Source organism: Empedobacter sp. UBA7248, assembly GCF_002472945.1.
Classification (GTDB): Bacteria; Bacteroidota; Bacteroidia; order Flavobacteriales; family Weeksellaceae; genus Empedobacter; species Empedobacter falsenii_C.
Map to the genome: position 1 here is coordinate 296,530 of NZ_DKSU01000014.1, position 15,141 is coordinate 311,670.

General features: G+C 32.2%; 14 protein-coding genes. 8 read left to right on the forward strand and 6 right to left on the reverse strand.

Annotation, left to right across the window (positions count from 1 at the left end; translation table 11 throughout):
• Positions 1–81: 81 nt before the first annotated feature.
• Positions 82–684, reverse strand: coding sequence for a hypothetical protein (locus tag B4A23_RS13790; protein WP_291120831.1), 603 nt, complete (start codon positions 682–684; stop codon positions 82–84).
• Positions 685–932: 248 nt separating this feature from the next.
• Here B4A23_RS13790 and B4A23_RS13795 point away from each other — a divergent pair, with 248 nt between their 5' ends.
• A complete protein-coding gene (locus B4A23_RS13795; RefSeq protein ID WP_291120833.1) occupies positions 933–3,197 on the forward strand; it encodes an NADP-dependent malic enzyme in 2,265 nt (754 codons plus the stop codon).
• Between the two features lie 162 nt (positions 3,198–3,359).
• On the opposite strand, the gene dnaK is transcribed toward B4A23_RS13795, so the two are convergent.
• The 3 genes from dnaK to B4A23_RS13810 all read right to left on the reverse strand — a co-directional run bounded on the left by dnaK (position 3,360) and on the right by B4A23_RS13810 (position 6,092).
• Positions 3,360–5,261, reverse strand: a complete 1,902-nt coding sequence (gene dnaK / locus B4A23_RS13800) for a molecular chaperone DnaK (RefSeq protein WP_291120835.1) — start codon at positions 5,259–5,261, stop codon at positions 3,360–3,362.
• 217 nt (positions 5,262–5,478) lie between these two features.
• Positions 5,479–5,754: a hypothetical protein gene (locus B4A23_RS13805; RefSeq protein WP_286486365.1), complete on the reverse strand. Its 276-nt coding sequence runs from the start codon at positions 5,752–5,754 to the stop codon at positions 5,479–5,481.
• Between the two features lie 11 nt (positions 5,755–5,765).
• Positions 5,766–6,092 carry a tRNA-binding protein gene (locus B4A23_RS13810; RefSeq protein ID WP_280045563.1) on the reverse strand — a complete coding sequence of 109 codons (327 nt, stop codon included), beginning with the start codon at positions 6,090–6,092 and terminating at the stop codon, positions 5,766–5,768.
• A gap of 615 nt (positions 6,093–6,707) precedes the next feature.
• Here B4A23_RS13810 and B4A23_RS13815 point away from each other — a divergent pair.
• From B4A23_RS13815 to ftsY, 6 genes are all read left to right on the forward strand, one after another.
• Positions 6,708–8,351, forward strand: coding sequence for a M1 family metallopeptidase (locus B4A23_RS13815; protein ID WP_291120838.1), 1,644 nt, complete (start codon positions 6,708–6,710; stop codon positions 8,349–8,351).
• A gap of 142 nt (positions 8,352–8,493) precedes the next feature.
• Positions 8,494–10,149, forward strand: coding sequence for an apolipoprotein N-acyltransferase (gene lnt / locus B4A23_RS13820; RefSeq protein WP_038337063.1), 1,656 nt, complete (start codon positions 8,494–8,496; stop codon positions 10,147–10,149).
• A gap of 82 nt (positions 10,150–10,231) precedes the next feature.
• Positions 10,232–10,468: a 50S ribosomal protein L28 gene (gene rpmB, locus B4A23_RS13825; RefSeq protein ID WP_038337064.1), complete on the forward strand. Its 237-nt coding sequence runs from the start codon at positions 10,232–10,234 to the stop codon at positions 10,466–10,468.
• 11 nt (positions 10,469–10,479) lie between these two features.
• Complete coding sequence (rpmG, locus tag B4A23_RS13830; protein ID WP_038337065.1) at positions 10,480–10,662, forward strand: 50S ribosomal protein L33; 183 nt, start codon at positions 10,480–10,482, stop codon at positions 10,660–10,662.
• Positions 10,663–10,676: 14 nt separating this feature from the next.
• Positions 10,677–10,826 (forward strand): DUF4295 domain-containing protein, encoded by a 150-nt coding sequence (locus B4A23_RS13835; protein WP_084106961.1) that lies wholly within the window; start codon positions 10,677–10,679, stop codon positions 10,824–10,826.
• A 124-nt stretch (positions 10,827–10,950) separates the two neighbouring features.
• Positions 10,951–11,913, forward strand: a complete 963-nt coding sequence (gene ftsY, locus B4A23_RS13840; protein ID WP_114999036.1) for a signal recognition particle-docking protein FtsY — start codon at positions 10,951–10,953, stop codon at positions 11,911–11,913.
• Between the two features lie 54 nt (positions 11,914–11,967).
• Here the strand turns inward: ftsY and B4A23_RS13845 are convergent, their stop codons facing one another.
• Complete coding sequence (locus B4A23_RS13845) at positions 11,968–12,444, reverse strand: hypothetical protein (RefSeq protein WP_291120840.1); 477 nt, start codon at positions 12,442–12,444, stop codon at positions 11,968–11,970.
• A gap of 2 nt (positions 12,445–12,446) precedes the next feature.
• Entirely contained in the window at positions 12,447–12,881 is a 435-nt protein-coding gene (locus B4A23_RS13850; RefSeq protein ID WP_291120842.1) for a hypothetical protein, read from the reverse strand.
• Between the two features lie 115 nt (positions 12,882–12,996).
• Here B4A23_RS13850 and B4A23_RS13855 point away from each other — a divergent pair, with 115 nt between their 5' ends.
• Positions 12,997–15,087, forward strand: a complete 2,091-nt coding sequence (locus B4A23_RS13855; protein WP_291120844.1) for a TonB-dependent receptor domain-containing protein — start codon at positions 12,997–12,999, stop codon at positions 15,085–15,087.
• Positions 15,088–15,141: the final 54 nt, after the last annotated feature.

Here is a 15,141-nt window from a genome sequence, read left to right on the forward strand (position 1 = left end):
ATCCCACTTTCTACATTGTGAAAAGTGGGATTTATTATTTATAAATTAATAATTTAAGTTATGTTTCCAATAACATCTCTTTTAGCTCTTTTCACCCCAAATAATAATATCAGATAAATTATCTATTTCAAATTTATGAGACAAGTTGTTTAGCTTATTAGAATAAGCTTTTAAATCATTTAGTAAGACTAAAAAAGCTTTTTTTGTTTGATTATAATCTATTCTTATTTCTTTACTTGTATTGATTGGTATAAAAGATTCATTTTCATCATCACAAATTATAACAATATCACTTTTAGATTTTGTTATTAAAGGACTTGGATGGCATTCTGTTAGATAAAAGTTAGAAAAATTTTCGTTTAAAATATTTCTCCAAAGCTGAATTTCTTCTAACAATCCACAACATTGCGGGAATAATTCAATTTTATTATTAATTGAAATTGCATATCCACCAAAAAGTGAAATGGAATCTACTATTTTAGTATCAGCAAGATGTAGGTTTATAATTTTCTCCATATTTGCTAATGATATTTCCAAAAGATTGTATTGATAAATTCCAGACTGAATGTGTTCAGGAAAGTTAGTATAAATTTTATCAATTTGATTTTTTTGATAATTATCCCATTCGATAGAATTGTTGAATGAAATTTCTTGCAGAATTTTTCCATTTTGATTGTCTTTCAAAATAGGAGGTTCTATTAAAGGAATAAATTTGATTTCATCCATTTATGAAAATTTTTTAAAAATATCGTTTAATACTTATATACAATATACATAATTCTTATAAAAAATAAAAATATCACAAAATAAATTCACTAAATAGTATAAGTTGATAAAAATTTTTCTAAAATTTTAAAAATCTAACATCTGTCATAAGTGGGTTGAATATATTTTGCCTAAATTTATTTTGAAAAAATATAAACCACAGAGAAATGAATGACAATCGTAAGAAAGATGCATTGAATTACCATTCGATGGGTCAACCAGGAAAGATTGCAGTAGTGCCTACAAAACCTACGAATACGCAACGTGATTTATCGCTTGCTTATTCGCCAGGTGTTGCGGAGCCTTGTTTAGAGATTGAAAAAGATCCAGAAAATGCTTATAAGTACACAGCAAAAGGAAATTTGGTTGCTGTAATTAGTAACGGAACAGCCGTTTTAGGTTTGGGAGATATAGGTGCAGTAGCTTCAAAACCAGTGATGGAAGGTAAAGGTCTTCTATTCAAAATTTTTGCTGATATTGATGTTTTCGATATAGAATTGGATACAAAAAATGTTGATGAATTTATCAATACGGTAAAAGCTTTAGAGCCAACTTTTGGTGGAATCAATTTAGAGGATATCAAAGCGCCTGAATGTTTCGAAATTGAGAAACGTTTGAAAGCTGAAATGAATATTCCAGTTATGCACGACGATCAACACGGAACAGCTATTATTTCTGGTGCTGCGTTGATTAATGCATGTGAATTACAAGGAAAAGATATTTCTAAAGTCAAAATTGTAGTGAACGGAGCTGGTGCTGCGGCAATTTCGTGTACAGGAATGTATATTTCTGTAGGAGCAACGAAAGAAAATATCGTGATGTTGGATAGTAAAGGTGTTATTCGTTCGGACAGAGATAATCTTGATCCTTCTAAAGCAGAATGGGCAACAGATCGTGATATTTCGACATTGGCAGATGCTGTGAAAGATGCGGATGTTTTTATCGGTTTATCAGCGGCAGATGTTTTGTCAGCAGATATGTTGAATACAATGGCAGAAAATCCAATTGTGTTGGCAATGGCAAATCCAAATCCAGAGATAGCATACGATTTAGCAGTTGCGACACGTCAAGATATTATTATGGGAACTGGGCGTTCTGATTATCCAAATCAGGTGAACAATGTACTTGGTTTTCCATATATTTTTAGAGGAGCGTTAGATGTTCGTTCGACGACAATTAATGAGGAAATGAAAATTGCTGCTGTTCGTGCAATTGCAGAATTGGCGAAAGAACCAGTTCCAGAAGTGGTAACGCAAGCTTACAATAATCATTCAATCAAATTTGGGAAAGATTATATTATTCCAAAACCTAACGATCCACGTTTGTTACCAGAGGTTTCGGCTGCAGTTGCAAAAGCGGCGATAGAAACTGGTGTTGCAAAAAATACAATTACAGATTTCGAAGCATATAAATTGTCTTTGATTAAGCGAATCGGAAAAGAAAGTACGATTATGCGTAATTTGACACAAACGGCGAAATCAAATCCAAAACGTGTTGTTTTTGCTGAAGGAGATCGTTTTGAAATTCTTCGTGCTGCGCAAATTGTAAAGGAAGAAAAAATCGCTATTCCAATTATTTTAGGAAAGAAAAATAAAATTCAACAAATGATTAAAGATTATATGTTGGATTTGGAAGATGTTGAAATTGTTGATACAAACGCCGAAGAAGATTCGGATAGATACAATCAATTCGTTGATTTTATTTATTCGAAACGTCAACGAAAAGGAATCTCGAAGTCTGATGCGAAAAAGTTATTGAGAGATCGTAATTATTTTGGATCATGTATGGTTGAGTTTGGTTATGCAGATGCAATGATTTCGGGAATGACGAAAAATTATTCGCAAGCGATTCGTCCAGCTTTAGAATTAATTGGAGCGGAACAAGGTCAAAAAGTTGCGAGTATGTATATGATGTTGACAGAAAAAGGACCAGTTTTCTTAGGTGATACAACGGTTAATTTAGATCCGACTTCAGAGGATTTGGTTAACATTACATTGCAATTTAACGAAACAATAAAGAAGTTTAAAATTGAACCAAAGATTGCGTTGTTGTCTTATTCAAACTTCGGATCAAATAAAGGAGAAACGGTTTCTAAAGTTCAGAATGCGGTAAATTATTTACATAAAAATCATCCAGAAATTATTGTTGATGGTGATATTCAGGCAAATTTCGCAGTGAATAAAGAGAAATTACAAAGTAATTTTCCGTTTTCTAAATTAGCAGGAACGCATGCGAATACGTTAGTTTTTCCAAATCTTGAATCAGCGAATATTTCGTACAAATTATTACAAGAATTAGGAAATATAGAAGCGGTTGGACCAATTTTGATCGGAATGAAAAAACCAATTCATTTGTTACAATTGGATAGTACTGTTCGCGAAATCGTGAATATGGTCACTATTGCTGTGATTGATGCACAACAACATCAGTAAAATATAACGTTTAGAATACAAAAAATCCACTTAAATAATTTTAGGTGGATTTTTTTATTTTGTATGAAATCGAGATGTTTTTTTTAATAAACTATTTATTTAAAAATAAACACAAAAAAGCCTCGCATTGCGAGGCTTTCCTATTTGATAAATGAAATTCTATTATTTAACTTCTTCGAAGTCTACGTCTTCAACACCATCATTTTTTGCTTGACCTTGATCAGCATCTGGTTGAGCTTGCGCACCACCTTGTTGACCTTCATTCATTGCAGCATAAATTTCTTGTGAAGCAGCGTTCCAAGCTGTGTTTAATTTTTCCATAGATGCATCAATTGCAGCAACGTCTTGAGCAGCGTGAGCAGATTTAACCTCAGCTAAAGCTTCTTCAATTGGTTGTTTTTTGTCAGCAGGAATTTTATCTCCGTACTCAGTCAATTGTTTTTCTGTTTGGAAAATTAATGCGTCAGCAGCATTTACTTTTTCAATTTTATTTTTTGCTTCTTCGTCTTTTGCAGCGTTTTCTTGCGCTTCTTTTTTCATTCTTTCGATATCAGCATCAGATAATCCAGATGAAGCTTCAATTTTGATTGATTGCTCTTTTCCAGTTCCTTTATCTTTTGCAGATACACTTAAGATACCATTTGCATCAATATCAAATGTTACTTCGATTTGAGGAACACCTCTTTGTGCTGGTGGAATATCTACTAAGTCAAAACGACCGATTTCTTTGTTATCGTTGAATAATGGACGCTCTCCTTGACCAATTCTTAATGTTACTGCTGGTTGATTGTCAACTGCAGTTGAGAAAACCTCAGATTTTTTAGTTGGAATTGTTGTATTCGCTTCGATTAATTTTGTGAATACTCCTCCTAAAGTTTCGATACCTAAAGATAATGGTGTAACGTCTAATAATAATACGTCTTTTACATCACCTGTTAATACACCTCCTTGGATAGCTGCACCAATTGCAACAACCTCGTCTGGATTAACTCCTTTAGATGGTTTTTTACCGAAGAATTTTTCTACTTCTTCTTGGATTTTTGGCATACGTGTAGATCCACCAACTAAGATAACTTCGTCGATATCGTTGATTGATAAACCTGCATCAGATAACGCTTTTTTACAAGGCTCCATAGAACGACGTACTAAATCTTCTGTTAACTGATCAAATTTAGAACGAGTTAAAGTTTCTACTAAGTGTTTTGGTCCTGTTTCGTTAGCTGTAACGTATGGTAAATTAATTTCTGTTTGAGCAGAAGAAGATAATTCGATTTTAGCTTTTTCAGCAGCTTCACGTAAACGTTGTAAAGCCATTGCGTCTTTTTTCAAATCTACACCTTCTTTCGCTTGGAATTCAGAAGCTAACCAATTGATGATTGCATCATCAAAATCATCACCTCCTAAGTGAGTATCACCGTTTGTAGATAATACTTCGAATACACCGTCACCTAATTCTAGGATAGATACGTCAAAAGTACCACCACCTAAATCGTAAACAACGATTTTTTTATCTGAATTTGCTTTGTCTAATCCGTAAGCTAATGCAGCAGCAGTAGGCTCGTTGATAATACGTTCTACTTTAAGACCTGCAATTTCACCAGCTTCTTTAGTTGCTTGACGTTGCGCATCGTTAAAATAAGCTGGTACAGTAATTACCGCTCTTGATACTTCTTGTCCTAAATAATCTTCAGCAGTTTTTTTCATTTTTTGTAAAATCATTGCTGAGATTTCTTGTGGAGTATAGTTACGTCCATCAATATCAACTGCTGGTGTATCATTGTTTCCTTTTACAACTGAATAAGGAACACGACCGATTTCATCTGCATCATTATTAAATTTAGTTCCCATGAAACGTTTAATAGAATAAATCGTTTTCTTTGGGTTTGTTACAGCTTGACGTTTTGCTGAATCACCAACTTTAATTTCTCCTCCTTCTACGAATGCTACAATAGATGGAGTAGTTCTTTTACCTTCTGCATTTGGAATTACAACTGGCTCGCTACCTTCCATTACAGAAACACAAGAGTTCGTTGTACCTAAGTCGATTCCGATTATTTTGCTCATATTGTTTAGTTATTTTTTATATTATTAATGATTTATTTTAAACTTTTACACATCATCAAAAATGATGCTACAACAGAATAGTCAATCTTTGTGCCAACGTAGAAAATGGTGACATCTCAATTTTTAAAATGTCATGTTGTCAGATTATGATGAATGATTTGATTATTTATCGATAAAAAAGTCAGTTTATTGGTTGATAAAATGTCAGCGTTAAATTCTAATTAATCACAAAATAATTATCAATTAATTGGAATTTTGAATCATATTCAAGAGCGTAATATCCAACTTCATTATTTTTTTCTAAAATTGGAGTTTTAAATACGTGAAAATTTAAAGTAGTTTTATTGTAGTTTATATTGTCTGTGTTAATTGAAATCTCTTTATTATTAATATTCAAATCTTCGCAACTATTTGAATTCAATAAGTCTGAAAATGATTTTTCAAGTTCAGTTTTGATTTTATATTTTTTAATAATTTCTTTAGCAGTTGTCATAATATATAGTCTTACCCAATTTTACTTCCGTTTTCTACTTTTCGTTCGGGATTCAAAAGAATAACATCGTTATTATTTCCATAAACGCCCATCACGAGACATTCGCTCATAAAAGTGGCAATTTGTTTTTTCGGGAAGTTAACTACAGCCATTATTTGTTTTCCAATCAATTCTTCTTTGCTATAAAGCGACGTAATTTGCGCCGAACTTTTCTTGATTCCTAACGGACCAAAATCAATTTCTAATTGATAAGCAGGATTTCTTGCTTTCGGAAAATCATTTGCACTGATAATTGTTCCAATTCTCATATCAACTTTCTCGAAATCTTGCCAAGAAATTGTTTCAGTCTTATTTTCGGGTTTTGGTTCTTCTTTTGGTTTATTTTCTTTGTCGTAAATAGCTTGTAGAATTTTTTCTAAATCCGTTTTTTCATCTGCATATTTCGTTTTCAAGTCATCAGGCATTCGGTTGTAATACGTCAAAGCTTTTTCGCTAAACTGCTTGATATAAAAATCGGTCAATGGTGGAACGTTTGGAAATCGTTTATGAAAAATCATTTCTGTATACGCTTGCCATTCGCGTTCTTCTCGCAATTCAATTTGATTTTCGCCCGAACGCTGAAAAACATGTACCATTTCGTGCATCAAAATATTAGAAAGTAATACTAAATCAAAATCTAAGATATTGCGTGGAACACGAATCGTAATTCCAGTTTTTTCTTCGCCTTCTGCAGTCAATAAAAAACCTTTTGGATCGATTTCTTCTCGAAACGTAAAACCTGTAAAAGCGCTATGTTTTAATTTCAATTCATCTAAAATTTCGTACAATGCTTCAACGATTAAGTGATTATTTTTTAAATAATTTATTCTTTCTTTAAATTTTTCTGTAATCATAGCTTTTTGGCTTATTTATCAAATATATAATCTTATTTTTGATATGTTTTAAAAATGACTATGAAGAAATTAGTACTATTACTTGGCTTGATCTCGATAACAACAAATGCACAAGTACTTAATAACAAACAAGAGTTTACGCGACAAGATTCGCTTCGTGGAACGAATAATGAATTCCGAAATTGGTGGGATGTCAAAAAATATAAAGTAAGTGTAGAACCAGATTATCAGTCAAAATCAATAAAAGGAAAAACGACAATTATATTTGATAAAACTGCTCCTCAACAATCAGATTTGTTACAGATAGATTTACAAGATCCGATGATGGTTTCGGCTGTAAAATTGAATGGAAAGAAAATTTCTGATTTCAAACGTGATGGGAATGTTTATTTTATTAATGTCGGAAAAAATATCAAGAATAGTTCAAATCAATTAGAATTAGAATATAACGGAAATCCTCGAGTTGCAGTGAGAGCACCTTGGGACGGCGGTTGGATTTTTGCAAAAGATGAAAAAGGTCGCGATTGGATGTCTGTTGCGGTACAAGGTTTGGGCGCAAGTGCTTGGTTTCCGAACAAAGATTATTTAGGTGATGAGCCAGATAAAGGAATGGAATTGGAAATTATAGCTCCAAAAGATTTGGTTGGAGTTGGTAATGGACGATTAGTTTCTAAGAAAGAGAAAAATGGTAAAACAATTTCTACATGGAAAGTTGTCAATCCGATCAATAATTATAACATTATTCCATATATCGGACATTATGTCAATTTTAAAGATACTTTTGAAGGTGAAAAAGGTAAATTGGATTTAGATTATTATGTGTTAGATTATAATATAGATAAAGCAAAATCGCAATTTGAACAAGCAAAATTAATGTTGAAAAGTTTCGAACATTGGTTTGGACCTTATCCTTTCTACGAAGATTCTTTCAAGATTGTAGAGGCGCCGCATTTGGGAATGGAACATCAATCTGGTATTGCGTACGGAAATAAATTTGCAAATGGTTATTTGGGTCGAGATTTATCAGGTTCTGGTTGGGGATTGAAATGGGATTTTATCATCGTTCACGAAGCTGGTCACGAATGGTTTGGGAATAATATTACCGAAAAAGATGTGGCAGATATGTGGATTCACGAAGCGTTTACGGCTTATTCGGAAACGTTGTTCACAGAAACTTATCATGGAAAAGATGCGGCAAGCGAATATGTGCGTGGAACGAGAAAGGCAATCCAAAATGATATTCCAATTATCGGCGTGTATGGCGTAAACCAAGAAGGTAGTGGTGATATGTACTATAAAGGTGCAAATATGATTCACACGTTGAGAACTTGGATGAATAATGATGAAAAATTTAGACAAATGTTACGTGGATTAAATAAAGAATTTTATCATCAAACTGTAACTACAGAGCAAATTGAAAATTATATTGCGAAGTTTTCTGGATTAAATTTGAATACTTTTTTCAATCAATATTTAAGAACAATTAAAGTACCGACTTTAGAACTTAAACAAAGTGGAAATAAAGTTGAATATCGTTATACAAATGTTGTGGATGGATTTGCAATGCCGTTACGTTTGAAAGATTCTGAAGTAACAATCAATCCAACGACTAATTGGCAAACGATTAATAACTCAACGATTACAAGAGCGATTGATGTAACAATTAATCCAAATTATTATATTGACACGCATATTATATATTAAAACTGAATGAGATATTGAAATGAGTTCAATATGACAAAGAAAGTCTACCTGAACTTGTTTCAGGTTCTCATCCAAAATGATTTATAAAATATTCCAAACAAATATCATCGGTTATTGAATGATGAAATTATAAATTTGTGACATGAAAAAATATATTGCATACGCAATCTTATCAGGATTATTATTAACAGCAGGTTGGCCATCGCACGGCTTTCCATTGTTATTATTTATAGGATTTGTACCCTTGATGTTAGCAGAACATCAAATTACGCAACGCGCAGAATTCAAGAAAAAAGGACGTAAAATTTTTGGACTTTCGTTTTTAGCTTTCTTTATTTGGAATGCGATTGTAATTTGGTGGTTGCATTATGCACAAGAAACAGACGCGAATGGAGATTTGCACAATTCGTGGAGCGCTTATTTAATTCCTGTTGTGGCAAATTCCTTGTTTATGTCAATTGTTTTTCAGTTGTATCATTTTGTCAAAACAAAAGCTGGTAATCTGTATGGATTGGTTTTTCTTCCTGCGATTTGGATGAGTTTTGACAAACTAACCTTGAATTGGGAACTCACTTGGCCTTGGTTTAACCTTGGAAATGGTTTTGCAAAATATTACGAATGGGTGCAATGGTACGAGTACACAGGAACTTTTGGAGGTGCACTTTGGATTTGGTTAGTTAATATTACGGTATTCTATTATTTGACGGCTTATATTAATAAGAAAGAAATGAGATATCTAAACAAATTAGGTATTTATGCGGGATTATTAATCGCTGTTCCAATTGGTATTTCTTATATTATTTATGCGAATTACGAAGAAAAAGGAAAAGCGCTTGATGTGTTAGTTCTTCAGCCAGATCTTGATCCATACAATGAAAAGTATATGAAAGATGGTTTGCAGATTTATGACGAATTGAAACAATTGGCATTGAAAAATATTCAACCAAAAACTCAATTTGTTGTTGCACCAGAAACTGCCGTACCTGGATCATCTGCTTTGATTTTTGATAATATGTATGATGATTTAATTATACAAGACATTCAGCAATGGACAAAAACGAAAAAAGATTTACATTTTGTAACAGGAGCATCTATCATGCGAATTTATCCAATGCAATCTTTAGCATCGGAAACGGCTTCTGTTATGAGAGATGGAATTACGTGGTACGACGCTTATAACTCGGCTTTGCAGATAAGTGGAAACGATTCTATAGAAGTTTATCATAAGAGTAAATTAGTACCTGGAGTAGAAATTTTTCCATATCGAAACATTTTAATGCCAATTATTGGAGAATTTATGCTTAACTTTGGCGGCACAACAAAAACGTTGGGGATTCAACCTCATCGTTCTGTTTTCAAGAATAAAACAAACAACGCTACTGTTGCTCCGGTTATATGTTACGAATCTATTTACGGAGACTATACGACAGAATATGTGAGAGAAGGCGCAAATGTTATATTCACAATGACCAACGATTCTTGGTGGGGCTCTACCGATGGTCATCGTCAATTACTATTATATGGTAATTTGAGAGCTATTGAAAATAGACGCGCTATCGTTAGATCTGCAAATTCAGGTATTTCGGCTTTCGTTAATCAGCGAGGAGATATAATGAAGTCTTTACCATATGGAGAGCAGGGTGCCTTAAATGGTACAATTTTAATGAATAGTGAATTAACGTTTTATACAAAATATGGCGATGTAATCGCGAGGATAGCGCTGTTGGTAATGGGAATTATCTTGGCTTATACTCTTGCGCAGAAGTTGTTATATAAACAAAATAAGAAAAAAATATAAAATTAATAACCTAAAGAGTTGTATAAGTAATATATAATTTGTTACTTTGCACTCCGTTTAAAATAGGACAATACAAAATAAGATGTCAAAAATTTGTCAAATTACAGGTAAGAAGAGATTAGTGGGAAACAATGTTTCTCATGCTAATAATAAAACAAAACGCACTTTTGAAGTGAATTTGTTCAAAAAGAGATTTTTTATGCCAGAAACTGGTGAGTGGATTACATTAAGAGTTTCTGCACACGGTTTAAAAACAATCAACAAATTAGGAGTTGATGAGGCTGTTAAACGTGCACGTAAAGAAGGTTTAATCAAATAATTTAAGACACCATGGCAAAAAAAGGAAACAGAGTACAGGTTATTTTAGAATGTACAGAGCATAAAGAAAGTGGTATGCCAGGAATGTCTCGTTATATCACAACTAAAAACAAAAAAAATACTCCAGATCGTATTGAGTTGAAAAAATACAACGCAGTATTGAAAAAGTATACAATTCACAAGGAGATTAAATAATAAAATTTTAGACGATGGCAAAGAAAACGGTAGCAACCCTACAAACTGGGTCTAAAAAAATGACCAAAGTTATCAAAATGGTAAAATCTCCAAAATCTGGAGCTTACGTATTTGTTGAAAAAGTAGTTAACGCTGATGAAGCAGATTCTTTCTTCACGAAATAATCAAATCATCTCCTTAACAAAAAATATTTAAGGTTAATTGAGCTGCCTCGTTTTCAGGGCGGCTTTTTTATTTCCTTATATTTTATGTATCTTCGTACAAAATTTTAAGAAATTTAGCTTATTAATGAGTTGGTTCAAAAAGATATTAGGTAAAGAAAGCAAAGAAAAATTAGATGAAGGATTAGAAAAATCTAAAACTTCTCTATTTGATAAAATCAGTCGTGCTGTAGTAGGTAAATCTAAAGTAGACGATGAGGTTTTAGATGATTTAGAAGAAGTATTGATTTCTTCTGATGTCGGTGTTGAAACAACGATCAAAATTATTCGTCGAATAGAAGAACGTGTAGAACGTGATAAATATGTTTCGACTTCTGAGTTAGATTTAATTCTTCGCGAAGAAATTGCAGGCTTACTTTCCGAAAACAATATCGAAGATACAAACGGTTTTTCGATTCCAAAGAAAGACGTACCATACGTTATTATGGTGGTTGGAGTAAATGGAGTTGGTAAAACAACGACGATTGGTAAATTGGCTTCTCAGTTCAAATCACAAGGACTTAAAGTAGTTCTTGGTGCAGCAGATACATTTCGTGCAGCGGCTGTAGATCAATTAGTAATTTGGTCGGAGCGTGCAGGTGTGCCAATTGTAAAACAAGCAATGGGTTCTGATCCTGCTTCGGTTGCATTTGATACCATTCAGTCGGCAGTTGCGCAAAACGCAGATGTTGTTTTGATTGATACAGCAGGACGTTTGCACAACAAAATTAACTTGATGAACGAGTTGACAAAAATAAAACGTGTAATGCAAAAGGTAATTCCAGATGCGCCTCACGAAGTTTTATTAGTGTTAGATGGTTCTACAGGTCAAAATGCTTTTGAGCAAGCAAAACAATTTACACAAGCAACAGAAGTTTCTTCTTTAGCAGTTACAAAATTAGATGGAACAGCAAAAGGAGGAGTAGTAATCGGAATCTCTGATCAATTTCAGATTCCAGTAAAATACATTGGTGTTGGTGAAGGAATCAATGATTTACAAGCTTTCAATAAAATGGAGTTTGTCGATTCTTTTTTCAAACGTAACAATTAAGAAATTTAATTTCTATAAAAATATAAATCCTTCAAGAAAACTTGAAGGATTTTTTTATCTATAAAAATCTTTTTCTTTGATATTTAGTTTTTCTAAAATTAATGTAATAACTGCATGTAATTTATTCGATTGAGAATCTGATGTTTCTAAAACAATAGTATGATTATCTTCATAACTAGCGTTTATACTTAACTTAGTAGTATATCCATCAAGCGAAATTGTTTTTCGATTTTTAATAAAATCTGAAAAATTTAAATCAAGAATCTGATCTTCAATTTGCGCAAAATCCTTTTTACTCAATAAAATTTTCTTTTCTTCATTTTTTCCTTTCAACATACTTTTAGTATAAAGGACAATTATTTTATCTGTGTCTTTAGGATGAAACATAGAAGTTGTATTCGTAAAATCAATTTTAACTCCACTTGGAATAATATGACTTGCAGAGTTTTCTAAAGTCATTGATGTAATTCTATCTTGTCCAAAAATATTAATGGAAATAATCATTAAGAAGCTCAATATTTTATAATTCATAACTAATAAATCACCTTAATATATTCTTTATAAAACTTTTTGCTTTTGTTTTCTTTTTTCGAAATAGTTTTTAGAAATTCATTCAAATATTCTCTGAAAGGAGAATCTTTCGCTAAAGCATCTTGTTTCTTACTCGTCAAAACTTGAACAGTTCCGTACATTTCTTCATCATTTTCTACGCTCGATGCAATCAAAGTAAAAGTTTCATTGGCTTCATTAATGATATTTTTATTCGACCAAACTAACAACGGTTGATTGTTCTCGTTGTACAAAACATTGTCCCATTTTCCTAACCAATCGTATAGCATTTTTTTCGCAACTAAAGATGTTTGGAAACTTTCGACACGATATTCTGTCAACGAACGTTCGGCATGTTCTTGCGCATATAATAAATTGAAACTTGTAAAAAGTGCGATAAAAAGAAATAATTTTTTCAAACTCAAAAATCTTGTTTAGCGTAAAGTTATCAAAAATAATTACAATTCTTATGTAACTTATTTGTTCTTCATGCGTCATATAAATATACACTAACTCTTAATAGAAGAATTAACCATGAAGAAATTTTTTGTACTTGCCGTTACATTGTCAGGGATTTTTGCTTTTGGACAAGATGAAAAGCAGGATTCAACGGACTATAATCCAATTGAAATAAAAGAAGTTTTAGTTCAATCGCAACGCAAAAAAATGTTTGCGGACAAAGCAGTTTATACGTTTGATAAAGAAGCGTTGGAAAAAGCGCGCTACGCAAAAGATTTGTTGAATACGTTGCCAGAATTACAAGTTGATCCAATTTCGAATACAATACAGAGTACAAAAGGCGGAACGACTTTGTTATTGATTAATGGAATTGAGGCAACAGATAATCAAATTCGTGCAGTGAAACCACAAGATGTAGTTCGTGTTGAGTATTTTGATATTCCGCCAGCGCGTTATGCAAATCGTGCAGATCAGGTGGTGAATTTGATTACACGAAATCCAGAAAATGGGTATGTGTACGGAGCGGATCTTACTTCGGCATTTACAACTGGTTTTATAAATGGTTCTGCTTATGCGAATTTTACGAAAGGAAAAAATAACTTTGGATTAGAGTATAACATCTATCTAAGAGATTATAAAGATCGTACTTCGATGAATATTTATGATTATAACTTAAATAATATTCATTATAGAACAGAAAATCAGCGCAACGAATATTTTGGATATACGGATCAAACAATTGCATTACGATACACCAATTCGGATTCGGATAAATATGCTTTTCAAGCAAAGTTGGATATGAATATCAGTTCGAGTTTTGCTTATGCGAATGGCACAAGTTTGTTCTATCAAAATAGTTTATTAGAGAATCATTCGACTTACAAACATTCTAATTCTAATTATTCAAAACCAACATTAGATCTTTATTATTCGAGAAAATTAGGAAAGAAAGATGAGTTAAGTTTAAATGTTGTAGGATCAATGTATACAACCAAATCGATTGATGAAACGCGCGAATGGGAAACTTTATCAGGTGCGGAACAATATAATTATTTGACAAATTTAGAAGCTGATCAAAAAGGAATTGTAGGAGAAATAGCGCATACGCATAGTTTCGAGAAAGGAAAATTAAATTCTGGTTATCGAATTTCAAATAATTCGATTGATAATAAATTAGAAAACTTAAATGGTCCTTCGAATAATAAAGTAAATTATTTAGAACAATATATCTATTCTGAATATTCTGGAAAATCGAAAAAGCTGTCGTATCGTTTAGGTGTTGGATTAACGAATGTTCATAACAAGAATGAAGATACAAACACAGATACGTGGACGTTTACGCCAAAATTAGTATTGGGTTATGAATTAGCGAAGAATCAAAATTTACGTTTTTCGAGTTCGTATAAACCAACAAGTCCTTGGAATTCGGCATTGAGTAAAAACGTGATTCAGGTTGTGGAAAATATTACACAAGAAGGAAATCCGTATTTAACTATTCAGAAATCTTTTGGAAATAATTTAATTTATTCCTTCAATTCAAAATATTTTGATTTAAATACAAATGCATTTTATCATTATACAAAAGATCCGATTAATCAATTGTATTTGCAAAATATCATTAATGGAAATGTAGAAGGGTATAAATTAACGTACGAAAATGCTCAAAATTCGCAACGTTACGGTGTTCAAATTACAGGTTCTATTAAACCTTTTGGAACAGATATTTTAACTGTTAAAGTAAATGTAGCTCCAGCAACAGAGCGTTTTAAAACGAAAGATGGTAGAATTTTGAAGAATGATTATATCGGAAATTATTTTGCATTATCATCTGTTTACAAAAACTTTCGTGTAGATTATCAATTTAATATTCCGTATTACACGTTGGGCGGAGCTTTGTTGTATACACAAGAAAACATGAACCATGCTTTTGCGAGTTATAAATACAATAATTGGACTTTTTCTACTGGAATGTATTGGATTGGAATGCCATCGACTTACAAGCAAAAAACGATGGATAAACAATATGTGGATTATTCTCGTGTAGGAAAAATTTGGGACAACAAATCGATGTTTGTCGTTGGTCTGAGCTTTGATTTTGCTACAGGTAAGAAAACAAGTATCAATCGAAAATTAGAAAATGAAACTGCAGGAGCAGCGACATTTTAATTATAGTTAATTTTATTTACAGAAAGTATCATTTTCTTTTTAGATATGATACTT